This window comes from Thermomonas beijingensis (assembly GCF_020034655.1).
GTDB lineage: Bacteria > Pseudomonadota > Gammaproteobacteria > Xanthomonadales > Xanthomonadaceae > Thermomonas > Thermomonas beijingensis.
Window position 1 is genome coordinate 14,756 of record NZ_JAIQDJ010000011.1, and the last position, 26,594, is coordinate 41,349.

Here is a 26,594-nt window from a genome sequence, read left to right on the forward strand (position 1 = left end):
GACGCGTTGAGGCCGTTGTGGCCGAAGTGACGTTCGGAGAGCATTGCGCATGGCAGGGGGCTGATGCGATGAAGCGAGTGTTGCTGTGCGTATTGATGCTGCTTGGCGGGTTGGCCAATGGGGCCGCCGCACAAGTACCAGGTGAAATCGATCTGCGTCTGCAACACCTGGGCGTGGAGCAGGGCTTGTCGCAGTCCACCGCACGTGCGCTGGCACAGGACGGCGATGGCATGTTGTGGATTGGTACCCAAGATGGGTTGAACCGCTACGATGGCTATACGTTTCACGTATTTCGACATGATGCCGCTGACAACACCAGTCTCCCTGATAACCATGTGACGGCTTTGGCAACCGACAAGGCCGGCAGGCTGTGGGTAGGTACGCAGTCCGGAGGCTTGGGTCGGTACGACCCGGAGCAGCAGGCCTTTCATAACTTTCCTGTCGCACTGAACCGTTCCGATGCTTTGGCAGCAACCCCTGTAAATGCCATCCTGGCGATGCCGGATGGTGAGTTGTGGGTGGCCAGTGGGCATGGTCATTTGCAACGGCTGAACCCCACGAATGAACGGTTCACCACGATTGTGCTGCCCACCCAATCGCAGGTGCGAACGCTATTGGCACTCCCCGATGGCGATGTATTGATTGGAACGTCGCAAGGGTTGCTGCGCTGGGTCCATTCACAGCAACGAATTCAGGCCTGGGCCGCTCAGGCGCTATCTGCGGGTACTGCCGACGTGCAAGCATTGGCCCGTGAAGGCGTGCATGGCAACTTGTGGGTGGGGACCGCGAGCCAGGGAGCATTTGAGCTCACAAGCGATGGCGCTGTGTTGCGCCAAGTATCGTTTGATGATGGTGTTGCTGCAGACGATGTTCGCTCACTGCTGGTAGATGCGCGTGGGCGTATCTGGATTGGCACTTACAACGGGCTGTCGCGTATTGATGCCGAGGGCGCAGCACCACATCGTTGGCTGGGAAATGAGAGCCGAAGTGACGGCTTGGTCTCTGGACGCGTGCATGCACTGTTGCAAGACCGCGATGGCTTGATCTGGATTGGCACCTGGTTGGGTGGCGCACATGTGTATCTGCCAGGTTCCGACACTTTCCGTGAATTTCGCAGCGACCAGCAGGACCCACGTGGTTTGCCCGGCAATGGCGTGCGTAGCGTGCTGTCAAATCCGGATGGCAGCCTATGGTTGGGTATTCTGGGCGGCGGCGGTCTGATTCATTTTTCGCCTGATCGCGGCGTTCTGGAGCGCTTTTACACCGGGGGCAAAGGTCCGCTGCAACTGCCCAGCGACCGGATTCAGGCGCTTGCCCGCGATTTGGATGGCGGGCTGTGGGTTGGCTTTATGGATGTGGGGCTAGCGTATCGCCGGCCGGGTACGAGCAAGTTCGAGCTGTTGCCGCCGCGCCCTGATGATGCAGCCAGTCCGGCTGCCGGCAACGTCCTGACGATGCATGTGGATCGTACCGGAACCTTGTGGGTTGGCTACGAAGACAAAGGATTGGATGCCTTATGCCGCGGCTGCGATCGCTTTCGACATTTCACTTTCGATGCAACTGCGCGCGACAGCCTGCCCGGGCAGACGATTGGTGTGGTGTTCGAGGATCGTGCCGGGCGCTTGTGGGTGGGTGCGCGACCGGGGGGGCTCTCGATTCTTGATCGCGTGTCCGGGCGCACGACCCCATTGGCCGATGTGCTGTCAGCACCAACATCCAACTTGCCGCGTGCAATCACCATGATCACCCAGTCGCGCAATGGCGAACTGTGGGTAGGCACTCAAGGAGGCGGCCTAGCGCGGCTTACACCGGTGCAAGGGGGGCGGTTTCGCTTGCAGACCTACACGCGCAAACAGGGGCTGGCAGCAGAGGCCATCGGCAGGATTTTCGAAGATGCGCGTGGTGATATTTGGGCATCCACCACCCTGGGCATCAGCCGGCTGGATCCGGCGAGCGGGTTCATCCAGAACTTCAGTTCGCGCGCAGGTGCGCAAGGCGAAGGCTACTTTGTTGAATCCGGCGCGGCCATGCCAGATGGCCGCATCGCCTTTGGCGGGCTGCGTGGGTTGACCATTTTCAATCCCAATGCGGTGTTTTCCAGCGATGCCATCCATCGTCCGATGTTGACTGATGTGCGCGCTTATCAAAGTTCGAATGCGAAGGTTACGGAATGGCGTTACCGCAAAGGGTCAGATCATCAGCCGGATAGCTTGTGGTTGCGTGCAGGGTCTGGGGGATTTGGTTTCAGCTTTTCCGCATTGACCTATTCGGATCCGGAATTGGTGGAGTACAGCTACCGTCTGGAACCCTTGGACAGTGATTGGATTAAGGCGGATGCCAACCAGCGCAATGCCGGCTATCCGCATTTGTCACCCGGCGATTATCGGCTGCGGTTGCGGGCCCGGTTTCCCGGTGAAAGTTACGGCCCCGAACGCGTCGTTGATGTGCATTTGGCAGCACTCTGGTGGCAAACCTTGTGGGCACGACTGGGGGCGGCGCTCCTGTTGTTGCTGCCGTTCGGGCTATGGGGCTGGAACCGCCGCAAGCTGTTTATTGAGCGTGCAAACACGCAGGCAGTTCTTGCCGAAAGCGAGGAGCGCTTGAAACTGGCGCTATGGGGAACCGGGGATGAATTCTGGGATGCCGATTTAGTCACGGGACGATTGGTTCGGATCAACCCAATGCCGAATATCAAAGGGCTTGGTGACGTCGCGCAATTGAGTTTTTCCGACCTGGTCGCCGCAGTGCATCCACAGGATCAAGCCGAGTTGACCGCAGCACTGTCGCGGCATATCAACGGCAGTGCTTCAGACTTCGATAACACGTACCGCATGCTGGATGTGCACGATCATTGGCGATGGTTGCGTTCGCGCGGGCGGTTGGTGGAATACGATGCGGCCGGTCGCCCTGTGCGCATGGCTGGCGTTACCGTGGACGTCTCGGAGCTGCGTGAACACGAGTCTGCAATGGAGCGAGTCAATCAGGAATTGGAACAGCGGGTTGATCAGCGCACTTCCGATTTGACCTTGCTCAATCATGAGTTGAGCAGCACCATCGATCAATTGCGAATGACTCAGCATCAGTTGGTGGAATCGGAAAAATTGGCGGCTTTGGGGGGCTTGGTCGCCGGCATCGCACATGAGGTCAATACACCACTGGGTGTGGGGGTGACTGCGGCATCCCATCTGGAGCAGCAGGCGCAGCAGTTTCGTGCTGCAATCACGGCTGGCGCGGTCAGTAGCCAGCAAGTCTCCGCGTTCAGTCAAACCGTGAGTGATGCCAGTGCCATGGTGTTACGCAATTTGCAGCGCGCGGACAAAATGATTCGCAGTTTCAAGCAAGTAGCAGTGGATCAAACCAGCGAAGCGCCGCGCATGATTCAGCTCGCTGCATACATGGATGAGATCCTGGTCTCACTGCAACCGGTACTCAAGCGCAGCCCGCACGAGCTCGAGATCGATATCCCTGCGGGACTGGCGGTGTACACCCAGCCCGGGGCGATTTATCAGATCGTGGTCAATCTGGTCACCAATTCATTGACCCATGCGTTTGCCGGGATTGCCCACGGGCGCATGCAGATTGCTGCGGCTGCGGACGGCGATGGCTGGGTGTTGCACTACAGCGATAACGGCGTGGGCATGCAAGAGTCTGTGCGGCGACGCATCTATGACCCGTTCTTTACCACGCGGCGCGGGCAAGGCGGCTCTGGCTTGGGCATGCACATCGTTTACAAGCTCGTGGTGCAAACCCTGGAAGGAAGCATCGAGTGTGAGTCGGAGCTTGGCAAAGGCACCCAATTCACGCTGCGTTTCCCGCATCGCTAGCTGTAGGTGCGCGCACAATAGCGCCGTGCTTTGACCTCAGGAGTCGGGATATTGCTTGCGCAAGGCTTCGGCATCGTCCCAGCGGGCAAACAGCAAATCGATCAGGTGCGGGTCAAACTTGCGACTGGTTTGTTCGATCAGAAATTCACGGATGCGTTCACGTGGCCACGGCGCTTTGTACACGCGATTACTGCCAAGTGCGTCAAACACATCAGCCAGTGCGACAATTCGTCCTTCAAGGCTGATGGCTTCGCCATGCAGGCCATTGGGATAGCCGCTGCCATCCCAATTTTCATGGTGTTCGAGGCAAATGCGCGAGGCCAGCTGCAACAGGGGGCGCTTGGAATTACCCAGCATCTGCGCGCCCAGTTGTGCGTGTGAGCGCATGATCGCGGTTTCTTCCGGACTGTGACTTCCAGGTTTATTCAGGATGGCGTCGGGAATACCAATTTTGCCGATATCGTGCAGTGGTGCGGCCAAGCGCAGGTTTTCAGCGGCCTTGGCATCCAAACCGGCGGCGCGCCCCAGCAACTCGGCCAACAGACCGACCCGCAACACATGGTTGGCGGTTTCACGCGAGCGGGTTTCAGCGGCCCCGGCCAGCAACCAGATCATTTCCAGCTGGCTATCCACCAGATCCTGATTCAGGTGCAGGTTTTTGTAGGCAATCGAAACATTGGTGGAAAATACTTCCAGCAATTTGCGCTCAACCTCTCCGATCAAACCGCCTTCGCCGATGTAGAGCAGGCTCTCGTGCTCATTGCTGTCGATAAAGTGCAGCACATAGTGGTCGCTGCCAAATACATGGCTGCGGTTGTGCAACGCGCTACGCAACGATGCCATGTGGCTGTCAGGCAATACCTGATCGGCCTCGCGGCCAACCAGATCCGCATGCGGGGCGGTACTCAGCGCAATCGGGTAACGCTGCTGGTCGGTGCCGGCATCCTCAGCGCGACATAACAAGGTGATGCCATCGGCTTGCGATAGGCGCGCCAAGTGCTTGAGAACCTTGGCGGCAAAGCTGCTGTCTTCGCGCTGGGAAAAAATTTCAGCACTGGCGTCGATCACCTGCTCCAGCCCTTGCTTGCTGGTCTCGATCGTCATCAGGTCTCGATAGCCGCGCAAGGCCACAAACAATGTGGTCTGGAAGCGCGCGGCGGTCAGCTCGGTCTTTTCCTTGTAGTCATTGATGTCATATGAACTGATGACATGTTGCTCGGGTGCCTGGCCTGGTTGCCCCGTGCGTAACACGATACGCACCCGGTGGTTACCCAGCTCCTGGCGAATGCGGCGCACGATTTCTAGCCCGGCGTGCTCGGTTTCCATCACCACATCGAGTAACAACACCGCGATATCCGGTTGCGCCCGAATCAGTTCGAATGCCTCTGCCGCACTGTAAGCAGACAGGAAGGACAATGGGCGGTCTTCGAAACGAAAGCCGCCCAGCACAAGGCGAGTGACCTCATGCACTTCGGGCTCGTCATCTGCGATCAACACCTTCCACGGTGTCCCCGCAGGCGAACGGATTGGTTCGAACAGAGTGTCTTTCACGACTGGCCCCCTGCGGCCAGTCTATGCGTCCTGTCGCCGGCATGTAAGGGGGGGGGCTAGTGATTCCCTGCAAACAATTCGCGGCCGATCAGCATGCGGCGGATTTCATTGGTGCCGGCGCCAATGGCATACAGCTTGGCATCACGCAGGATGCGGCCGGTGGCAAATTCGTTGATGTAGCCGTTGCCGCCCAGCGACTGGATCGCTTCCAGCGCTACTTGCACCGCGGCTTCGGAGGCATGCAGCAAGCAGGCGGCAGCATCGATGCGGCTCTTGTGGCCGGCGTCGTAATCGCGGGCCACTTGATAGGCAAACGCACGCGAGGATTGCAGCGCGGTGTACATATCCGCAATCTTGGCCTGCATCAATTCAAACGTGCCGATGGCTTGGCCAAACTGGCGGCGTTCACGCACGTAGGGCAGGGCGATATCCAGCGCCGCCTGCATCAGCCCGATCGGGCCACCCGACAGCACCAAACGCTCGGTGTTGAGGCCGCTCATCAGTACCTTGACGCCGTTGTTGAGCTCGCCCAGCACGTTTTCCTGCGGGATTTCGCAGTTCTCGAACACCAGCTCGCAGGTGTTGGAGCCACGCATGCCCAGCTTGTCGAGTTTTTGCGCGGTGGAGAACCCCGGCATGCCTTTTTCGACGATGAAGGCGGTCATGCATTTGCTGCCCAGCTCACGGCTGGCGGTGCGCATGTAGACGATCAGCACATTGGCTTCGGGGCCGTTGGTGATCCACATCTTGTTGCCGTTGGCCACCCACACATCGCCCTTGAGTTCGGCGCGGCAGGCCATCGAGCCGACCACGTCGGAACCGGCGCCCGGCTCGCTCATCGCCAGTGCGCCGACGTGTTCGCCGCTGCACAGTTTGGGCAGGTATTTGGTGCGCTGCGCGGCCGTGCCGTTGGCGTACAGGTTATTCACGCACAGGTTGGAATGCGCGCCGTAGGACAGGCCAATCGCACCCGAAGCGCGGCTGATTTCTTCCATCGCCACCAAGTGCGCCAGATAGCCCATTTCGCTGCCACCGAATTCGGCGGGGATGGTCATCCCCAGCAGGCCCATTTCGCCCAATTTTGGCCACAGTTCCTGCGGAAACCAATTGTCTTCGTCGGCCTTGGCCGCACGCGGGGTGATTTCGGCATCAGCAAACCGTGCAACGGCTTCGCGCAGGGCGTCGGTGTCTTCACCAAGAGGAAATGGACGCATCATCAGCTCCCGCGCACGCGGCCTTGGAAGCGGGTACGCCCGCGACTCAATGGCAGTTTGAGCTTGCCAATGGTCTCGATGCGCTCTTCGGCCAAGCGGTCGGCGGCTTTGTAGGTGGGGATGCCGTCGCGATCGGAAATTTCGTAGATCCGTGCAAGGTTGTGATAGATGGTGCGCATCATGCGCATGGCGCGTTCGCGGTTGTAGCCATCCAGCTCCAGCGCCACGTTCATCACGCCGCCCGCGTTCACCGCATAATCCGGCGCGTACAGGATGCCGCGCTTGACCACTTCATCCCCAATCTCGTTATCGGCCAGCTGGTTGTTGGCTGCACCGCAGATCACCTTGCACTTCAGGCGTGGCAGGGTTTGGGGGTTGATGGTGCCGCCCAGCGCACACGGTGAATACACGTCGGCCGGCACGTCGTAGATTTCATCCAGACCCACGGCTTCCGCGCCGTATTCGGACACGGCTTTGTCCACCAGCGCTTTGTTGATATCGGTGACAAAAATCTTCGCGCCGCGTTCTTTTAGCAGCTTCACGTATTCCATGCCCACATGGCCCAGGCCCTGCACGGCATAGGAATATTTGCCCACGTCCTCATCGCCGAACTTGCGATTCAAGGTGGCCAGCAGCCCCTGCAACGCGCCATAGGCAGTGAACGGGGAGGGGTCGCCAGAGCCGCCATGGACTTGATGGACGCCGGTCACATATTCGGTTTCGCGGTACACGTATTCCATGTCGTTGACGTCGATGCCCACGTCTTCGGCGGTGATGTAGCGGCCGCCCAGCGACTCCACGAATTGGCCGAAGGCACGGAACAGCGCTTCGGACTTGTCCTTGGCCGGGTCGCCGATGATCACCGCCTTGCCGCCGCCGATATTGAGCCCGGCCACTGCGTTCTTGTAAGTCATGCCGCGTGACAGGCGCAGCACGTCGTTCAGCGCTTCCGCCTCGCTCTGGTAGGGCCACATGCGGGTGCCGCCCAAGGCAGGGCCCAGCACGGTGTTGTGAATGGCGATGATCGCCTTCAGGCCAGCATCCTTGTTATGGCAAAACACGACCTGTTCATGGCCGTAGGTGGCGAGTGTTTCGAACATCATGGCAAAACTCCGGCCGGTGCTAGGTGGAGATAGCGGTATCGGCGGCTAGGGTAGGGATGGATTGAATACGAATGAGAGGGCTGCAGCCATTGGGGGTTTGCAGCGGCGCATAGTTTAAGCCATTCTTTCGATTCGCTTGCCCTGGCGTGCAAGTACGCAGCAGTATGGTGGGTCAGTCTTGTGCGGTCTTTACCCGGTTGCGCCCTGCATCCTTGGCGGCATACAGCGCACGATCAGCGGCCGCCAGCAAGGCATCAGCATCATGTATTGGCCCTGACTGGCCTGCCGCCAGTGCGGCCACACCGACGCTGATTGTCAGCCGTGGCCGATGGCTGTCGCAGCAGGGGGTTGGCATGGTTTCCACGCAGCGCCGCAGCAGCTCGGCCATGGCTGTGCTTGCGGTTGCATCCAGCCCTGGCAGCAGCACGCAGAACTCTTCACCACCATAGCGTGCAGCCAAGCCCTGTGGCGGCAGTTGCGCCAACAAACACTGCGCAATTTCCTTCAGGCAGCGGTCACCGGTCAGGTGGCCAAGGCTGTCATTGAGTTGCTTGAAGTGATCCAGGTCGATCATCAACACGCCAAGCGGGCGCTGTTGCGCCTGTGCATTGCGGAACTGACTAGTCAGCGCTTCAAACAGGCGGCGGCGATTGGCCAGCCCAGTCAAGGCATCCGTATAGGACAAGCGATGCAGGTCATCATTGGCTTTGCGCAGTGCGCCATCGCTGGCCTGCAATTGCGCAGTGCGCTGTTTCACCATCTCGCGCAGCAAGTCTTCCTGTTTGCGCAGATGCTGCAAGCGCAAGCGCAACACAGCCCAGAACAGCAACAGCAAGCACATCGCCATCAAAGTGCGCGCCACCGGCGTTTGCCACCACAGGTAGGGCACATCCACGGTCAGCTCGATCGGTGCGGCCAGCGTTCCGGCAAAATCCATCGCTTCAATACGCACGTGCTGACGTCCACTGGGCAGACGTGCCAGCACATGCGAGTCGGCGTTTCCCCAAGGGTCACGCTTGGCTGGAACATCCGACAACTGCACGCGATAACGTGATGCAGCTTCTTTCTCACCAGTCAGCAGACTGTATTTCAGCTCTAGGCTGCTGTCTCGCTTCGGGAGTTGAATTACACCACCGCGCATGGCGATGGGATTGCCATCGACCATCAGGTCGCTGATGATGAGCTGCGATGGCTTGCGCGCAGCATTGCGCCAAGGGGTGTAAACGGCGGCGCCGCCAACGGTACCGATCCACACCCTGCCATTGGCATCTTTTTGCATGGCGCTGCCATTGCATTCGTCATGCGGTAAGCCATCTTGCCGATGGTAGGCAGTGGAGGTGTAACCGGTGGCCGTCGCGCGCCACAAAAAGACGCCATAGTCGGTGCATACCAATACATCACCCGCGCCATCCTGCAATGCGCCGTACACCAGCGGAATGGGCAGCGTAGGCAAGGCTGGCTGGGTGATCAGGCGCGGCTGATCGGGATCGCTGACATCGATCCGCAGCAAGCCATGCTTATTACTTCCTGTCCATAGCTGGGGGTGGCCATCCACCGTAATTACACGCAAGTCGTACAAGGTGTCCTGCGGGAGTCCGATGTTGGATTGAAAATAGCGCCATTGCCCGGCGCGCAAGCGTGCCAACCCGCGTTCAAGGGTGCTGAACCACACATCCTGCCCCAGCTTGACCGCCGCATAGATGCGGTTGGGCGCTTCGTGCCCGGCCGGCATCCAATCCCATTCGCGGCCATTCCAATGTGCAATTCCTTGCGTGCGTGAGCTGGCCCACAGGTCGCTGTTGTCAGCCAACATCAAACTGGCAGATTCATCGTCCTGCTTGCGCCATGGCGTGGCGACTTCGATGAAGTGGTCCCCTTGCAGGCGCAGGACATGGCCGGCCCAGGTGCCAATCCAGAGCGAGCCCTGCTTGCTGCCATTGGGCACCCTCAGCACGCTGCGCACAGTTTGATTGGGAATGCCTTCCGCCTTGCCGTAGTGCTGCCATTGGCCATGTTCAAGACGCGCCACACCGTCACCATCGGTCGCCAGCCATACGCGTTGTTGGCCATCCTCCACCGACTCGACCCAAAGACCCCAAATTCCGTTGGCGTCATTCCCCAATGTACTGATCACTTGCCATGGCCCGGCCAGCGGAATGCGCATCGCGCCACCATCGGTACCCACCCAAACCGTCGGCTGGCCTTGGCTGGTTGTGTGCGTACTGATGCTGCGAATGCGCGAAGTTTGCTGGGTCTGCGCACTGGCCGTGTGGTCAGTACGCCACACTTGCTCATTGCTCATCATCGCCAAACCACCACGGGTACCAGCCCAAATCTCGGTATGTGATGGATCCGGCTTGACCTGCGCGAGATCGTTCACGAAATCGCTCGGCAAGCTGCTATTGGCGGTACTCCAGCGGGTCCACACACCTGCCTGAAAGCGGGCAACACCGCCACCCAGCATCGCCACCCAGAGTGCTTGTTGGCCATCCTCGCGCGGCTGTAGCAGCAGGCTGCGAACTTCATTGGTGCGTGGCCCTGCGCCGGTAATCTTTACCCGGGTACAGGCTTGCCCAGTGATACAACGCAATAGCCCAGCACCGAAACTCCCCAGCCATATGGTTTCCGGCTGATTGTCGGAGGCAGCTTGCACGGCGATATCGAAAATCTCATAGCCCTGCATGTCTACTGGCAACGGCAGGTGCTGCCAGTGTTGCCCAACCCAGCGCGCCACACCGTCACCAGTGGCATAAATGCGTTGTTCGCCATTGACCTCGATGATACGAATGCGGCGGCTGCGCTGTGCACCGAACGGCGAGCCCAGTGATGCCCAAACGCCGTGCTGCAACCGGAATATCCCGGTACTTTCATAGGCCGCATAGACATCGCCATCTGTGCTGGTGGCCACGCTGTGAACGGCGCGGCCATTCATTCCCGGCAGTCCATTGATATGGGTCAGGCGCGCTCCATCCTGACGTGCCAGGCCTTGCATGGTGCCCATCCACACTTGTCCATTCGGAAGGCTTGCAATGCTGTTGACGGTGGGATCTGGCAAGCCTTCACCGGTACCGAATACGTCAGGCGGCATCCAGCCAAGCGGCGATTGTGGTGGTTGTGATGGAGTCGTGCCCGCCGATTGCGTTTGCCCGGGGATGCTCAGCAGTGCGCACATGGCCAACAAGAGGGTTGGCAAGGCGTGGCGACTGGCTCGACGGGGGAACGGGCTGTCCATGCCCAACAAGCCAAAGCAACTCCCGTGCCATACAGCCAAGAGCTGATTTGCCTTGCTTTGGCGGCAGAGTGTGACGCGTAGCGTCAGTTTCGAGCCGCGCTAGCCAGCCGGCTTGCCGGTTTTGAAGCCCACGCACGGATCCGCACGGGTGCTGGCGGGGATGTACCTGATGTCATCGAAGGCGGTGGTATCGGTAGCGGGTTCCAGAAAGCCCACGGAGTGCACGCGCAAGCCATCGCGATGCAGCCAGAACGGCACCGCGATATCGCTGCGCACATGGCCGTTGCCGGCAATCAGGACGATGCCAGTGGCGGCGTGCGCGCGCAGGGTTTGCGCCATCACCACGTCGCGTGCGATCTGCGCCTTGGCCATCGGGCCGACCAGTGCTTCCGGCAGTGCGCCGCAGTGACTGTCACGCACTGCGTTTTCCTGTGCAGCCAGCACCCCGCTGGGTAGAGTGTCCAGCGAATAATGTGCGATGAGAGCGGCCGGCAGCGCGGCGGCAAAGCCATCTTTCACGACCTTGGACGCATCGCCGCGCGACAAATTGGCACCATACAGTGGCAGTTTGTATTGCAATGCCAGCGCAATCACCGGTGTGTAGTACTCCCATGTCCAGCTGCTCTTGGCCGCAGCCACTTTGGCAATCACGCAAGCGGCATCGGCGCATTCGCGCATTGCCGTGTCCAGCGCAGGTTGCTGATCAGTATCAAACTGCTCCATCGCAATCGCAGGGCGCCAGCCGGCGGCAAGTTTGCCCTGCAGCAAGGCCACGCGCGCAGCATGACCTGCGGCGTTGTCGTGTACTTCGCCCAGCACAAGCACCTGTGGCGCAACATCGCTGACAGTGGCCGGCGTGGAGCAGGCGGACAGGGCGATCAGCAGAGGCAACAGCAGCGCGTGGCGGGTCATGTAGGGTCACCAGAAATAGTGACTCCAGCATGCCACATTATGGTGGATGGCCTGCGTGGCATGCTGACCACGTTTGCCAATAGGCACCGTTGAATTGAAATTGCATTGCTTCACCACGCGTCGCTACCGCGCCATACCTGCCCACTTTCCGGAGAATTGCAATGCGCCCAATGTTCAAGCACACCGCGCTGGTGATCGGACTCTCGATCTCCACGGCACTCCCGATGTCGATCTCGGTCGCAGCTGCGCCTGCACCGCAAGCTGCGACGGCAGCGGCTGATCAACCGGCCACAACACCGCGTGGGACAACGTTTATTCTTCCCGAGGGTTGGACACGCGAGCAACGCGGCAATGCCGTGGTGTTGACCCCGCCCGAAGCTGACGGCTCGCGCTTGGTGATTGTGGATGCGACGGCTGGCAGCGCGGATGACGCCGTAGCGCAGGCATGGCAGGCATTGGGCATGGCGCCGAAATTTTTACTGGCCACCGAGGCCGCCCCGCGTGATGGCTGGGAGCAGCGTCGTTCCTATGATTATGACGTGCCGCAGAATGCCAAGCGGGTCGTCAACGCATCGGCCTATCGGCGCGGCAAATTGTGGACGGTGATCCTGGCCGATGTGGACCAAGGTATCGCCGAAAAGCGCGCATCGCAGTTTGGCAAACTCTTTCAACGACTACTGCCAGCGGGTTATGTGCGTGAAACCTTCGCCGGGCGCAGTGCACATCCATTGGATGCGGCCCGCCTGCAGCAAGTGGCCAATTTTGTCGAACAGATGCGCAAGGATTTTGATGTGCCGGGTGTCGCCATCGGCATCATTCAGAATGGCAAAGTGGTGATGGCACGTGGCTTCGGGGTGCGTCAGCTGGGCAAGCCTGCCAAAGTCGATGCCGACACCCGCTTCATGATCGCCTCCAATACCAAGGCGTTGACCACGCTGATGCTGGCCAAACTGGTGGATGCCGGCAAGCTGGATTGGAATGCGCGCGCCGAAGATGTGTATCCCGGCTTCAAACTGGGGGATGCCGCCACCACTGACAAGGTGCTGGTGAAACACCTGATCTGCGCGTGCACTGGTGTGCCCAGGCAGGATATGGAGTGGTTGTTTGAAGGCGAAAAACAAACCCCCGCCAGCGTGCTGACAACGCTGGGCACGATGCAACCCACCAGCGGGTTTGGTGAATTGTTCCAGTATTCCAACCCGATGGCTGCGGCTGCGGGTTATATCGGCGGCCAAGTTGCGTACCCCGGTAGTGAGCTGGGCGCCGGCTATGACAGGGCGATGCAGGCGCTGGTATTTGATCCATTGGGCATGCGCAACACCACCTTCGATTATGTCAAGGCGCAAACCGGTGACTACGCTGCGCCGCATGGTTACGACATCAACCACAAGGTGCAGGTCATGGGCATGGGGTTGAACGACACCATCATCGCCTCGCGTCCAGCCGGTGCGGCGTGGAGCACGGTGGACGACATGCTCAAGTATGTACAAATGGAAATCGACCGTGGCCTGCTGCCGGATGGCAAACGCTACATCGGGGAGGCTGCTTTATTGCAACGTCGTGAGCCGCAAATCGCCCTCGGCGTGGACAAGAATTATGCAATGGCCTTGATGGTGGACAACAGTGACGGCGTCACCGTGATCGACCACGGCGGCGACTTGGGCGGCTTCCATTCCAACATGATGTGGTGGCCGGAGCAGAAAGTGGGTGCGGTGATCCTGACCAATGCCGATGAAGGCGTGTACCTACGTGGCCCGTTCAAGCGGCGGCTGATGGAGTTGATGTTCGATGGCGAGCCGCAGGCGGTGGCCGCTGCCGCCGCCACAGCCAAAGCCAATCGCGCCGCATTCGATGCGCAGCGCAAGTTGCTGCAGTGGCCCGCAGACAACAAAGCGCTGGCCGCCCTTGCGCCGCGCTATCACAACGCTGCGCTGGGTGATGTGCAGGTCGTTCGCAAGCCGGGGAAAGTGGTCTTCGATGTGGGCGCGTTTGCATCTGCGGTTGCGACCCAGCCACAGCCTGACGGTAGTCTGGCGTTTGTCACCATCGACCCGGTGGCCGCCGGATTCCCGTTTGTCGGTGCAGTGAAGGCTGGTGTGCGCCAGCTCATTGTGCGCGACGGCCAGCATGAGTACGTGTTTGATGAAGTGAAGTAGGGCAGCAGCAGACGCAGCGGGCTGCGTTCACATGGGCGGTACAATGGGCAAATTGCCACGTCCCATGTGAACGCAGTCTCATGAATACCCCCACCGCCCAGCTTCCAACCACGGCTTCCACTGCACTGGACGAACACCGCAGCCCGCTGCGCTTCGTCACCGCCGCCAGCCTGTTCGACGGCCACGACGCCGCCATCAATATCATGCGCCGGCTGATCCAGGCGCAGGGCGCGGAGGTCATCCACCTGGGCCACAACCGCAGCGTGGAAGACGTGGTGCGCGCGGCGCTGCAGGAAGACGCCGACGCCATCGCGCTGTCCAGCTACCAAGGCGGCCACGTCGAGTACCTGAAGTACATGGTGGACATGCTGAAGGCGCGCAACGCCGCGCACATCCGCGTGTTCGCCGGCGGTGGCGGCACCATCACCCCCGAGGAAATCCGCGAGCTGGAAGCTTACGGCGTCGAACGCATCTACCACCCGAACGACGGCATGCACATGGGCCTGGTGGCGATGATCGAGGACGTGGTCAAGCGCGCCGAGGCCGCGCGCCAGCCGGTCGACAAGCCGCACAAGGTGGCCTTCGACAACGAGATCGAGATCGGCCGCATGCTCAGCGCCATCGAGGAACAGGCGCTCGACGAAAGCGAGCTCGCTCACCTGCGCAAGGAATGGCAGCTGGCCGGCGGCAAGACCCCGGTGGTGGGCATCACCGGCACCGGTGGCGCCGGCAAGTCATCGGTCACCGACGAGCTGCTGAACCGCTTCCTGTCCAGCTTCCCGGACATGCACATCGCGGTGGTCAGCGTGGACCCGACCCGCCGCCGCACCGGTGGCGCACTGCTGGGCGACCGTATCCGCATGAACTCGCTGCGCAGCAAGCGCGTGTTCATGCGCTCCATGGCTACCCGCCGCCAGCACGCCGCCACCAACGTGGTGCTGCAGGACTGCATCGCCTTCCTGAAGTCGCTGGGCTATGACCTGGTCATCGTGGAAACCGCCGGCATCGGCCAGAGCGACTCGGAGATCGTGGACCTGGTCGACTTCCCGATGTACGTGATGACCAGCGACTTCGGCGCGCCCAGCCAGCTCGAGAAGATTGACATGCTGGACTACGCCGAACTCGTCGTGCTCAACAAGTTCGACAAGCGCGGCGCCGAGGACGCCCTGCGCGACGTGCGCAAGCAGTGGAAGCGTAACCGCGTGAAGTTCGACTTGAAGGACGAGGACGTCCCGGTCTATCCGACGATTGCCAGCCAATTCAATGACCCCGGCCTGAACTGGATGTTCGCCAACCTGTGCCGCCTGCTGCGCGAGAAAGGAAAAGGGGGTCAGAGTCACTTTTCGGATGCAGGCAGTGCTGGTGGCGGTGAGGGTGAGTCGAAAAGTGACTCTGACCCCCTTTTCCCGGTCCCGACCATCGACACCACCCTCAAGGAGCCCCGCGCCACCGTGCTCATCCCCGGCGCGAGGGTGAGGTATTTGGCCGAGATCGCCGAGCAGGGCCGCGGCATCAACGCCCGCATCGAATCGCAGGCGGAGATCGCCGACCGCGCGCAGTCGCTGTGGGACGCGCTGAAGGAGCTGGGCGACGACAAGCTGCCGAACGCACTCGACCTCTACGCCGCCGACGCGCTGACCGAAGGCGACGACCGCAGCCTCAAGACCCTGCGCCAGCGCTACAACGACGCTATCCAGTCGCTGGATTCCGAGGCGCTGAAGCTGCTGCGCGACTGGCCGGCCCGCCTGAAGGCCATCACCGAACCGGTGAACGAATACCAGGTGCGCGACAAGACCATCCGGGTGGAGAACTACCGCGAATCGCTCAGCCACCAGCAGATCCCCAAAATCGCCGCGCCCACCTACAAGGCCTGGGGCGAGCTGCTGGTGTTCCTGCAGAAGGAAAACCTGCCCGGTTACTACCCCTACACCGGCGGCGTGTACCCGTACCGCCGCACCGGCGAGGACCCCATCCGCATGTTCGCGGGCGAGGGTACCCCGGAGCGCACCAACCGCCGCTTCCACTACCTCAGCCTGGGCCAGCCGGCCGCGCGCCTGTCCACCGCCTTCGACAGCGTGACCCTGTACGGCGAAGACCCGGCGCCGCGCCCGGACATCTACGGCAAGATCGGCAACTCCGGCGTCAACGTGCCCACGCTGGACGACATGAAGAAGCTGTACTCCGGCTTCGACCTGTGCGCGCCCACCACCAGCGTGTCGATGACCATCAACGGCCCGGCGCCGATCATCCTGGCGATGTTCATGAACACCGCCATCGACCAGCAGGTGGAGCAATACCTGAAGGCCGACCCGGCGCGCTGGGCCGATGCCCAGAAGAAGATCGACGCGCTGTTCGAAGGCGACGCGTCTGGTAAAAGACGGCGCCCGCGCTACGAAGGCGAGCTGCCGCAGGGCAACAACGGCCTGGGCCTGGCACTGCTGGGCGTCACTGGCGACCAGCTGGTGGACGCCGAGACCTACGCCCGCATCAAGGCCGAAACCCTGCGCACCGTGCGCGGCACCGTGCAGGCGGACATCCTCAAGGAAGACCAGGCGCAGAACACCTGCATCTTCAGCACCGAATTCGCCCTGCGCATGATGGGCGACATCCAGCAGTACTTCGTGGACCACGCCGTCCGCAACTTCTACTCGGTGTCCATCTCCGGCTACCACATCGCCGAGGCCGGGGCGAACCCGATCAGCCAGCTGGCCTTCACCCTGTCCAACGGCTTCACCATCGTCGAGTACTACCTGGCGCGCGGGATGAAGATCGACGACTTCGCGCCCAACCTGTCGTTCTTCTTCAGCAACGGCATGGACCCGGAGTACACCGTCATCGGCCGCGTGGCCCGCCGCATCTGGGCCCGCGCCATGCGCGAGCGCTACGGCGCCAGCCCGCGCAGCCAGATGATGAAGTACCACATCCAGACCAGCGGCCGCTCCCTGCACGCGCAGGAAATCCAGTTCAACGACATCCGCACCACGCTGCAGGCCCTGTACGCGCTGTTCGACAACTGCAACAGCCTGCATACCAACGCCTACGACGAAGCCATCACCACGCCCACGGAAGAGTCCGTGCGCCGCGCCGTGGCCATCCAGATGATCATCAACAAGGAGCTGGGGCTGAACTTCTGCGAGAACCCGTGGCAGGGCAGCTTCATCGTCGACAAGCTCACCGACATCGTGGAAGAGGCCGTCTACAAGGAGTTCGAAGCGATCAGCGAGCGCGGCGGCGTGCTGGGCGCCATGGACACCATGTACCAGCGCGGCAAGATCCAGGAAGAAAGCCTGTACTACGAACACAAGAAGCACGACGGCAGCCTGCCGCTGGTGGGCGTGAACACCTTCCTGCCCAAGGAACACGGCGGCGACATCGTCACCGAGATCGAGCTGATCCGCTCCACGGAAGAGGAGAAGGGGCAGCAGATCGCGAACGTGGCGGGGTATCAGGGCAACCGCAACGGGTTTGCTGCCGAGGGGCTGAAGGCGCTACAGGCGACGGCGCGGGAGCGACGGAATGTGTTTGAATCGTTGGTGGAAGCGGTGAAGACGCATTCGCTGGGACAGATCAGCCATGCGTTGTATGAGGTGGGTGGGGAGTACAGACGGAATATGTAGGTCGTTAGCCACCATTTGGTCAGGGGGAATGATGTGATGCCAACTGAGGTAGATCCCGAAGCGCAGCGTTCCGCTGAGGAAATTGGAGTGGGAGCAGCATCTTCCTCGGCCGCCACGCCATCTGACGTTACTCCGCGGAATCCAGAATCAAGCCCACCACTTTGCGCAGCCAGTTCTGACTCCCCTGGTTGGAGTATGTGGCTTATCGTCGCCTACCTGATCTCAGTTCTTGCGCTACTTCTATACGCGGTTTGGGGGGTCTTCGATGGGCACCTCACCGTCGGTCCGCTTGGTGAAGTCTTTAAGTGCTGTCTTTTCGGTGGCCTAGGCGGATGCCTCTATTGCCTGCGAGCAGTTTATCTGAATGCATGCGTGCGCCGAAGTTGGACGGCTCATTGGGCTCCTTGGTACTTGATTCGGCCCGTGGTTAGCTGCATTTCTGGTGGTGCGGCATTTGTCTTTCTTAAAGCCGGTCTTCTTGTCCTCGAGTCTGTGGCAGGTGCTGAGTCCACAGGGCTCGGCTTCCTGGCTTTGGCGTTTATCGCAGGGCTCAATGTGGACAAATTTATTGGGAAGCTCGAAGACGTAGCTCAATCGATTTGGGGGATTGAAAAATCTAGAGCTGCCAAAGGGGAGTAACTAGTGTCTCGTATCCATTTCGTGAACGTGCATCCCGGCGATTGCACAATCATTGAGCATGCGTCTGGACGTGTGTCGATGATCGATGTCTGTGACGGGAATATAGAAACAGTAGATCGGATCATTTTTGAAGAGACCGCTCTTGTGAAGTCCGCAAGCGGAAACTTTGGAATGTGCAAGAAGAACACAAATCCTCTTGATTACTGCAAGAGGTGGGGTATTGCCGATGTCTTCAGGTTTATCCTTTCCCACCCTGATATGGATCACATGGATGGGATAGATGAGGTTGTACGTCAACTCGGAATCACAAATTTCTGGGATTCCGGTGCGCGCCGCGAAAAGCCCGACTTCGGTGGTGGTTGCCCTTACCTTGAGAAGGATTGGGATAGATACATCAGCCTCCGTGACAAGAAGGAAGCTGGTGTCACAGTCGTTAATCCGCTTGATGGGGCTAGGTTCAAATTTGCGAACCAAGCTGAGGATGGTAAAGGCGGTGGCGATGGTTTACATGTGCTGGCCCCCACAAGAGAGCTCTTAGCTGACCCTGATCTTGAAGACGATATCAATGAGGGTTCATATGTAATTCTCTATCGATCTCTTGGTGGTCGGATATTATTGTGCGGTGATGCCCATGATGCTGCGTTTGAGCACATTAAGCGGCATCACCTTGCTGATGTTCAGGATGTGGAAATCATGCTTGCTCCGCATCATGGGCGTGATTCGGGGCGATCCTACGATTTTCTTGATTTCATTAGACCGAAACTAACTATCATGGGATGTGCTCCATGTCAGCACATTGATTACGGGCAGTGGTCGAGACGGAACTTGACGGTGCTCACCAGTAATCAGGCAGGGAATATTGTGGTTGACTCCGATGAGTCCGGTTTGGTTATTTCAATCGAGAACGGACGGTATGCGGAAGCGTTAGCAGGAAAGGCCGTCCATTCGGATGGGCAAGGTATGTTTGCGATCTATCGAATCTCGGCATAGAGGAAGCCGGGTAACAAGAGTGCGTTCGAATTACATTGCGATTGAGGGCGTGTCAGGAAAGAACTCTGTTGCCTTCTGATCAACTGGCGGGAGGGGCAAGATGAAGCTTGTGGATGTATCCAGGCTGATAGGCAGTCTTAGTCTCGTTGTTCTACTGAAGATGATGCACTTGGTTCGCCGTGGTATGCATTGGATTGCCCTAGCGCTGGCGTTCATTGCAATTGCGGCGATCGTGAGTGTTGTAGTTCAACCGTCAGAAAAGAACAGTAGTCAATCGGCGATCGCGGGGGTCTCGCAGCAGCCGAAGCGTTTGGCGATCTTTCTCGACGGCACTTGGAATAGCGTCGATAGCAATACCAACGTCTGGCGGATGCGCGCGCTTGTTGCGCCGCAGGATTCCGATGGTAGGCCGCAGCTTGTCTATCAAAAACGGGGTCAGGTTAAACCAAAAACGGAACCAAAAACGGGGTCAGGTTCACTTATCCCGTTTCAGTGACTGACTTTAAAACAGGGGTCAGAGTCGACTTTTTCAGAGATCAGGCAGGTTGAGGTTGGTCGGCTCTAAAAGTCGACTCTGACCCCTGTTTTCCTTCCTCGGTCGCCCGATCTTCTGCGGCCCTGCGGTTCTGCCCAGCTGCGCCTCGATGGCTTGGCGGAAGCGATCGCCGCCATAGGCATGCTGGCGTTGCAGGTGGCGGCGGATGGATTCGACATCCTGCGGGTTGACGGTTGCCATCACCATCGCCCTGTAGTTGCGTTGGCGTGTTCCTGGATCGGTGGACAGATCTTCGTAGACTGTGAAAAACGGGGTCAGGTTCACTTATCCGGAAAAACGGGGTCAGGTTCACTTATCCCGTTTCAGTGATTGACTTGGTCTTGGCCGGTCGATGCGCGGGGCGCACGCCGGCGAAGCGTTGGGTCTTGGCTTCCACCATCGCGCGGAAGGCGTCGCGGCCGTAGGCGCGTTGCTGTTGCAGGTAGAGGCGGAGGGCGGCGAGGTCTTCTTCGCCCAAGGCTTCGGCCAGCAGCGCCCGATAGCCGTCGGCGCCCAGGGCGCGTTGCACGGGATGCGGCGCCAGCAGCGGGTCGTCGCGCAGGCCGCAAAGGCCGGGGCAGCTGGACCAGGCGAACGCGGTGGGGTCGTCGGTCATGCGGGCGCGCACGGGATTGAGGTCGATGTAGCGGGCGCAGCGCAGCAGGTACTCGGTGGTGTCGACCAGGCAGGCCTTGTAGCGGCCTTCCCACAGCGTGCCGGTGCGGCCGTGGCGGGCGTTGAATTGCCCGACGTACTGGCGGCCAAGGCGCTGCATCAGCTGGCCGATGGCGCCGGTCCGCGGCGGCGTGATCAGCAGGTGCACGTGGTTGTCCATCAGCACGTAGGCGTGCAGCCGGCAGTCGCTGGCCAGCAGGGCTTCACGCAACAGTTGGCGATAGCGGGCGCGGTCCTCGTCGTCCAGGAAGCAGGGCAGGCGGTTGTTGCCGCGCTGCACGACGTGCTGCGGGATGCCGGGGAGGTCGATGCGGGGCAGGCGCGCCATGTCGGAAGCCTCGCCCGGGCGGCGCCCGTCGCCCATCGGCGAACGCAGGCGCTGCGGGTCGGCGAATGCGCCGCGTCCGTGTCAGAAGTGAACCTGACCCCGTTCTTACTCCCTTTGGAGCGCCTAGAATCAGGGAATGATCCCCCTCTCGATCCTCGATCTCGCGCCCGTTGCCGAGGGCAGCGCGCCCGCCGACACCTTCGCCCACATGCTCGACCTGGCCCGGCTGGGTGAAGCGCTGGGTTACCGCCGCTACTGGCTGGCCGAGCACCACAACATGCCGGGCATCGCCAGTGCGGCCACGGCGGTACTGATCGCGCACGTGGCCGCGGCCACGCGCACCATCCGCGTCGGCGCGGGCGGCGTGATGCTGCCCAACCATGCGCCGCTGCAGGTGGCCGAGCAGTTCGGCACGCTGGGCACCCTGCATCCGGGGCGCATCGACCTGGGGCTCGGGCGTGCGCCGGGCACCGACCAGGCCGCCACGCGCGCGCTGCGGCGCTACTACGCCGCGGCCGACGAATTCCCGGCCGACGTGGTCGAGCTGCTGTCGTATTTCGAACCGGTGCAGCCCGGCCAGGCCGTGCAGGCGGTGCCCGGTCCCGGCGTGGAACTGGAGGTCTGGATCCTGGGGTCGAGCTTGTTCGGGGCGCAATTGGCCGCCCGCCTGGGCTTGCCGTACGCCTTCGCCTCGCATTTCGCGCCCGCGCTCCTGGAGCCGGCGGTGGCGGCGTACCGCGCCGGGTTCCGGCCGTCTTCGCGCTTGGCGCAGCCGCGGGTGATGCTGGCGGTGAACGCGGTGGTGGCGGACACGGATGCGGACGCCGCGCGCCTGTTCACCACCCAGCAGCAGGCCTTCGCGAACCTGCGCAGCGGGCGGCCGGGTCTGGTGCCCCCGCCGCTGGCCTCCGCGGAGGCGTTGCGGTACCGCTACGCGCCGCAGGTGCTGGCGGGCGTCGACGAGGCGCTGGCGTGCGCGGCGGTGGGATCGGTTGGCACTGTGCGCGCGCGGCTCGCCGAGTTCGTGGCCCGCCACCGGCCGGACGAGTTGATCCTGACCGCGAACATCCACGATCCCGGCGCGCGCCTGCGTTCGTTCGAGCTCGCGATGGCGGCGGCGGGCGGAATGTAGGAAAAGGGGTCAGGTACATTTTTCCCTAGCCTTGGGACGCCCGCGTGGGCGGATGGCCTGCCCGGCACCCGGAACGGTGTATGCCATCGACGCAACACCCGCATGGCGGTCGGAAATGTACCTGACCCCATTTTTGGCCTAGCCTGTGGGCAATCGAACGGGAATGGGCCAATGAAGATTCTGATGGTGTTGACGTCGCACGACCGGTTGGGCGACACCGGCGAGAAGACGGGCTTCTGGCTGGAAGAATTCGCCGCGCCGTACTACGTGTTCAAGGACGCCGGCGTGGACGTGGTGCTGGCGTCGCCGCAGGGCGGGCAGCCGCCGCTGGATCCCAAGAGCGATGCGCCCGATGCGCAGACCGAAGCGACATTGCGTTTCCGCGACGATCCCGAGGCCCGACAGGCGTTGGCGGCGACGCATCGCCTGGCCGAACTGCAACCCGGAGATTACGACGCGGTCTTCTACCCGGGTGGGCATGGCCCGCTGTGGGACTTGGCGAATGATCGCGATTCGATCCGGTTGATCGAGTCCACCGACGCGGCGGGCAAGCCACTTGGCCTGGTCTGCCATGCGCCGGGCGTGCTGCAGGGGGCGAAGGGCCGCGACGGCGCGCCGCTGGTGCGCGGCCGCAAGGTGACCGGCTTCACGAACACGGAGGAGGAGGCGGTGGGACTTACCGAGGTGGTGCCGTTCCTCGTCGAGGACATGCTCAAGGACCATGGCGCGCAGTACGAGAAAGGCGCGGATTTCGCCAGCCACGTGGTCACCGACGGCAATCTGGTGACTGGCCAGAACCCGGCGTCCTCCGCGGATACGGCGCACGCTCTGCTGCGGCTGCGCGGCGCTGCCTGAGCGGAATCCCCCGGTTCACTCCCGCGGGGAGCAGTGCTAAAAGGCGTGCCTGAGCGGCAGCAGGAACGCCTGGTTGGCTCGCCCGCTTTGCGCTCCGATGGTGGAGGCTGCGCTGCCTAGTGAGGACGAGGTGCGGCGCTGGGGCGTGCGCGGCGAGCATCAGCGCGAATGGTTTCCGGCGCCCTTCCGCCGTTCAGGCCGCGCGTCGATAGTGCAACAAGCGCCCACGCGCATCGCAGTCCGCATCGTCCATCGGACAACGCGATTCACTGACCTCGAACCCCTGCGCCGCCAGCAAACGGGTGAGTTCGGCGCTGTGGCCGCGGCCGGGGTCGATGAGCACCAGCTCGCAAGTTGCGCGGCTATGGCGCTCGACCACCTTCGCGAGCAGTTCGGCGTGGCCGCGCTCGTACAGCACGTCGCTGGCGATGAGCATGTCGAAGTCGCCCAGGGCGGGCAGCGGGTGGCCCCAGCGCAGTTGCCGGTAGTGCAGGGCAGGCAGGCCGTTGAGCGCGGCGTTGTAGGCCAGGAAGGGTTCGACCATCGGGTGCATGTCGGAGGCCACCACATCGGCGCCGCGGCGTTGCAGCACCAGGCTCGGCAAGCCGATGCCGCAGCCGATCTCCAGCACCCGCTTGCCGGCGATATCCGCGCGTGCCATCGCCTGCGCCAACAACTTGCCCGAAGGCCACAACTGCCCGAACAGGCACCATTGCGCGGAGGAAATCCCCAGCCGCTCGCCGTGGCCATCGGGGTCCGCGAATTGCTGCCGGTCGCTGAGCACGCGCAGGAGGTAGGCGTGGCCACCCACGTGGACGGTGAGGTTGCGTGTGTTGAAGCCGGGCATGCTGCTCCCCTTGAAGCGTCGCCCATCGGGACGGGCGATAACGCGTGAGAGGAAGCGAGGCGGGCAATGCATGCCGCGGAACGCGAGAAGCGGGCGCACGCCCGCAATGCATCCTAGCACCGGCACGCAGGGGCGGAGTCGCGTGCCCTGCGGGTTGCAGCTTACTTGCGGATATCCAGCAGCTCGACTTCGAACACCAGCGACGCCCCCGGCGGGATGACGTCGCCGGCCCCGTCCCTGCCGTAGCCCAGGTTGGCGGGGATGCGCAGCTCGCGCTTGCCGCCCACCCGCATGCCCGCCACGCCATCGTCCCAGCCGCGGATGACGCGGCCGGCGCCCAGCAGGAACACGAACGGCTGGCCGCGGTCGCGGGAGCTGTCGAACTTCCGGCCGCGCTTGTCGGGCGCGTGCTGGTCGTAGAGCCAGCCGGTGTAGTGCACGCTGACTTCGTCACCGGCCTGCGCGACGGCGCCCTGACCCGTGACGACATCGATGCGCTGCAGTTCGGCGACGTCGCCACCGGTGTAGGGCGGCGGCTGGCGGCAGGCGGTGAGCAGCAGGACGGAGAGCGTGGCGATCAGGCGGAGCTTGCGGGGGGCCATGGCAGCGGTGCGGTGGAGGGTGGGGCAGGATACGTTGCGGGGCAGGCGAAGCGAAGATCGGAACCCCTCCATTGGCTGGGGCCGCTCCCTGCGGGTTGCGCCCACGTTGCCGATTGAGGCGCTGGGCAGACTGGTTCCATCCGCCGGCCCCGCCGCGCGGTGCCCGGCAATTTCCCCGTCACAGGGTGAAGGCGGCGGACCGCCGTGCGCCCGCTGCATCCGAACGCCCCGTCGCTCGCGTACCTGCCACACTTTCCAACTACGCCCGGCGTTGCGCCGGACTTTCCCAGGAGCAGCAGCATGTTCAGTCACGTGATGGTGGGATCCAACGATATCGAGCGCTCCAAGCGCTTCTACGACGCGCTGCTGGGCCTGCTGGGCGCCGGTGAGCCCATTCGCAACGTGTCCGGCAGCGGCCACGTGCGGCTGTTTTACCCGCACGACGGCAGCATGTTCTGCGTCACCCAGCCCATCAACGGCGAGCCGGCCTGCCACGCCAACGGCGGCACGGTGGGCTTCAAGTGCGCCTCGCCGGAGCAGGTGCAGCAATTCCACGACGTGGCAGTGGCCCACGGCGGCACGTCCATCGAGGACGCCCCGGGCCCGCGCCAGGGCGCGCTGGGCACCCTGCACCTGGCCTACGTCCGCGACCCGGACGGCAACAAGCTCTGCGCGCTGTACCGCGCGGGCTGAGGCAAGCGCCGGCACGACCGTGCCCGCCGGCGTGAGGCCGGCGGCCCCCGGCGGCGAGTGTGGCCCCGGCGCCTCCGGGGAATTCCCGCCGGATCCAAATGTGAACGGCGCAAGCGGCGCCTGCCTTGGCAGTGCTGAGTAAAAAAGGGTCAGGTACATTTTTCCGGTGCGTTTTTTCCCGTGTATCGGGGGGCGCCTGCGCGGGCGGATGGCCTGCCCGGCACCGGGAACGGCGTAAGCCATCGATGCAACACCCGGATGGCGGTCGGAAATGTACCTGACCCCATTTTTGCCTTTTTCCTCGCGCCAGTCAGTGGTTGCCACGCACCACCACGCCCTGTTTCATCACCAACAGCGGCCTTTCCGTCGCCCGGATGTCCTGCAGTACATCGCCTGGCACGGCGACGATGTCGGCGAACTTCCCGATCTCCAGCGTGCCGGTCTCGCCATCGATGCCCAACAGTCGCGCCGAACCTTGGCTACTGGTGAGCAGTGCCGCCGACGGGGCCATGCCCAAGTCCACCATATCGCCGAACTCCTGCGCGTTCATCCCGTGCGGCGATACTGCCGAGTCGGTACCGAAGGCAATCGGTACGCCGATCCGCATCGCGTTCCTGAACATGCCGCCATGCGAGGCCCCGGCCGCGCGTGCCTTGGCACCGATCTTCGGCGGATAGGTATCGGCGTGGCCGACCGTCCACACCAGTGCCAGCCGGGTTGGCACCAGATACACGCCTTTCTGCTTCATCAACTGCAGCGTGGCCGGTTGCAGGAAGCTGCCGTGTTCGATCGAATCCACGCCGGCCTCGACCGCCTGCTTCGCGGCCAGGTCGCCATGGCTGTGCGCGGCGACCTTGCGGCCCCAGGCGTGCGCCTCGGAGATGATTGCGCTGAGTTCGGCCGGCGTGAGCTGCGGCACGTCCACCGGGTCGGATTCCGACAGCACGCCGCCGGAGGCGCAGATCTTGATCACGTCGGCGCCGTACTTCATCTGCAGGCGCGTGGCCAGACGGCATTGGTCCGGGCCGTTGCACACGCCTTCCAGCGGGCCTGAGGGCGTGACCCGATCGGGTGGGAACGGCGAGCTGTCGCAATGGCCGCCGGTGGAACCCAGCGCGTGGCCGGCCACCAGCATGCGTGGGCCTTCGGCAAGGCCGGCATTGATCGCGTTGCGCAGGGCGACGTCGATGAAGTCGCCGGCACCCAGATCACGCGCACTGGTGACGCCGGCCTGCAGTGTCACTTTGGCATTGCGCCCGGCATGGAATGATTGTTCGACCGGGAAGCGCAGCATGCCGTCGTAGAACCCTTGCGCCCAGTTGTCGTCGTGATCGTAGGCGATGTGGGTGTGGGCATCGATGTAGCCCGGCAGCAGGGTGGCGTCACCCAGGTCGATGACCTTGGCGTCGGCGGGAATGGCGGCATGGGTGCCGATGCCGATGATCTTGCTGCCCTGCACGACGACCAGCCCGGGCGACACCAATTGGCCACTGCGACCATCGAACAGGCGCACGGCCTTGAGTACCGTGGTGGTAGGGGTGACAGGCGCGGCGGCCGAGGTTTGGGCGTTGCTGGCGAAGGCCAACAGCAAGCCGGCCGCGAGTGCGGCGAAACGGTAGGTCATACGGGACTTCCCCAAGTCGGTGTGAGCTTGGAGTGTATTCCACCAAAACGGGGGCAGGTCCACTT

Annotated in this window: 18 protein-coding genes; 8 read left to right on the plus strand and 10 right to left on the minus strand. The window is 62.1% G+C overall.

Annotation, left to right across the window (positions count from 1 at the left end):
• Positions 1–68: 68 nt before the first annotated feature.
• The gene (locus K7B09_RS12270; RefSeq protein WP_223629750.1) at positions 69–3,824 is read left to right on the plus strand and encodes a sensor histidine kinase; all 3,756 of its coding nucleotides are present in this window, start codon (positions 69–71) and stop codon (positions 3,822–3,824) included.
• 36 nt (positions 3,825–3,860) lie between these two features.
• On the opposite strand, the gene K7B09_RS12275 is transcribed toward K7B09_RS12270, so the two are convergent.
• The 5 genes from K7B09_RS12275 to K7B09_RS12295 all read right to left on the minus strand — a co-directional run bounded on the left by K7B09_RS12275 (position 3,861) and on the right by K7B09_RS12295 (position 11,836).
• Positions 3,861–5,375 (minus strand): DUF3369 domain-containing protein, encoded by a 1,515-nt coding sequence (locus K7B09_RS12275; protein WP_223629751.1) that lies wholly within the window; start codon positions 5,373–5,375, stop codon positions 3,861–3,863.
• 56 nt (positions 5,376–5,431) lie between these two features.
• A complete protein-coding gene (locus tag K7B09_RS12280; RefSeq protein ID WP_223629752.1) occupies positions 5,432–6,589 on the minus strand; it encodes an isovaleryl-CoA dehydrogenase in 1,158 nt (385 codons plus the stop codon).
• Between the two features lie 2 nt (positions 6,590–6,591).
• Positions 6,592–7,692 carry a Glu/Leu/Phe/Val dehydrogenase dimerization domain-containing protein gene (locus K7B09_RS12285; protein ID WP_223629753.1) on the minus strand — a complete coding sequence of 367 codons (1,101 nt, stop codon included), beginning with the start codon at positions 7,690–7,692 and terminating at the stop codon, positions 6,592–6,594.
• Positions 7,693–7,864: 172 nt separating this feature from the next.
• The gene (locus K7B09_RS12290; protein WP_223629754.1) at positions 7,865–10,780 is read right to left on the minus strand and encodes a ligand-binding sensor domain-containing diguanylate cyclase; all 2,916 of its coding nucleotides are present in this window, start codon (positions 10,778–10,780) and stop codon (positions 7,865–7,867) included.
• Positions 10,781–11,023: 243 nt separating this feature from the next.
• Positions 11,024–11,836 (minus strand): ChaN family lipoprotein, encoded by an 813-nt coding sequence (locus K7B09_RS12295; RefSeq protein WP_223629755.1) that lies wholly within the window; start codon positions 11,834–11,836, stop codon positions 11,024–11,026.
• A gap of 161 nt (positions 11,837–11,997) precedes the next feature.
• Here K7B09_RS12295 and K7B09_RS12300 point away from each other — a divergent pair, with 161 nt between their 5' ends.
• From K7B09_RS12300 to K7B09_RS12315, 4 genes are all read left to right on the plus strand, one after another.
• Positions 11,998–13,992 carry a serine hydrolase domain-containing protein gene (locus K7B09_RS12300; protein WP_223629756.1) on the plus strand — a complete coding sequence of 665 codons (1,995 nt, stop codon included), beginning with the start codon at positions 11,998–12,000 and terminating at the stop codon, positions 13,990–13,992.
• An 80-nt stretch (positions 13,993–14,072) separates the two neighbouring features.
• On the plus strand, positions 14,073–17,609 hold the full coding sequence (locus K7B09_RS12305) for a methylmalonyl-CoA mutase family protein (RefSeq protein WP_223629757.1): 3,537 nt from the start codon (positions 14,073–14,075) through the stop codon (positions 17,607–17,609).
• Between the two features lie 642 nt (positions 17,610–18,251).
• Complete coding sequence (locus K7B09_RS12310; protein ID WP_223629758.1) at positions 18,252–19,238, plus strand: ComEC/Rec2 family competence protein; 987 nt, start codon at positions 18,252–18,254, stop codon at positions 19,236–19,238.
• A 100-nt stretch (positions 19,239–19,338) separates the two neighbouring features.
• Entirely contained in the window at positions 19,339–19,734 is a 396-nt protein-coding gene (locus K7B09_RS12315) for a phospholipase effector Tle1 domain-containing protein (RefSeq protein ID WP_223629759.1), read from the plus strand.
• Positions 19,735–19,767: 33 nt separating this feature from the next.
• Here K7B09_RS12315 and K7B09_RS12320 read toward each other — a convergent pair whose 3' ends face one another.
• On the minus strand, positions 19,768–20,058 hold the full coding sequence (locus K7B09_RS12320) for a hypothetical protein (protein WP_223629760.1): 291 nt from the start codon (positions 20,056–20,058) through the stop codon (positions 19,768–19,770).
• Positions 20,059–20,086: 28 nt separating this feature from the next.
• Positions 20,087–20,776 carry a transposase gene (locus K7B09_RS12325; RefSeq protein ID WP_223629761.1) on the minus strand — a complete coding sequence of 230 codons (690 nt, stop codon included), beginning with the start codon at positions 20,774–20,776 and terminating at the stop codon, positions 20,087–20,089.
• Between the two features lie 136 nt (positions 20,777–20,912).
• Here K7B09_RS12325 and K7B09_RS12330 point away from each other — a divergent pair, with 136 nt between their 5' ends.
• Complete coding sequence (locus K7B09_RS12330; protein ID WP_223629762.1) at positions 20,913–21,908, plus strand: LLM class flavin-dependent oxidoreductase; 996 nt, start codon at positions 20,913–20,915, stop codon at positions 21,906–21,908.
• Between the two features lie 171 nt (positions 21,909–22,079).
• Positions 22,080–22,763, plus strand: a complete 684-nt coding sequence (locus K7B09_RS12335; protein ID WP_223629763.1) for a type 1 glutamine amidotransferase domain-containing protein — start codon at positions 22,080–22,082, stop codon at positions 22,761–22,763.
• Positions 22,764–22,956: 193 nt separating this feature from the next.
• Here K7B09_RS12335 and K7B09_RS12340 read toward each other — a convergent pair whose 3' ends face one another.
• Positions 22,957–23,610 carry a class I SAM-dependent methyltransferase gene (locus K7B09_RS12340; RefSeq protein WP_223629764.1) on the minus strand — a complete coding sequence of 218 codons (654 nt, stop codon included), beginning with the start codon at positions 23,608–23,610 and terminating at the stop codon, positions 22,957–22,959.
• Between the two features lie 161 nt (positions 23,611–23,771).
• A complete protein-coding gene (locus tag K7B09_RS12345) occupies positions 23,772–24,212 on the minus strand; it encodes an FKBP-type peptidyl-prolyl cis-trans isomerase (protein WP_223629765.1) in 441 nt (146 codons plus the stop codon).
• A 300-nt stretch (positions 24,213–24,512) separates the two neighbouring features.
• Between K7B09_RS12345 and K7B09_RS12350 the strand changes: the two genes are divergently transcribed.
• Positions 24,513–24,905, plus strand: coding sequence for a VOC family protein (locus K7B09_RS12350; protein ID WP_223629766.1), 393 nt, complete (start codon positions 24,513–24,515; stop codon positions 24,903–24,905).
• A gap of 310 nt (positions 24,906–25,215) precedes the next feature.
• Here the strand turns inward: K7B09_RS12350 and K7B09_RS12355 are convergent, their stop codons facing one another.
• Positions 25,216–26,529: a metal-dependent hydrolase family protein gene (locus tag K7B09_RS12355; RefSeq protein WP_223629767.1), complete on the minus strand. Its 1,314-nt coding sequence runs from the start codon at positions 26,527–26,529 to the stop codon at positions 25,216–25,218.
• Positions 26,530–26,594: the final 65 nt, after the last annotated feature.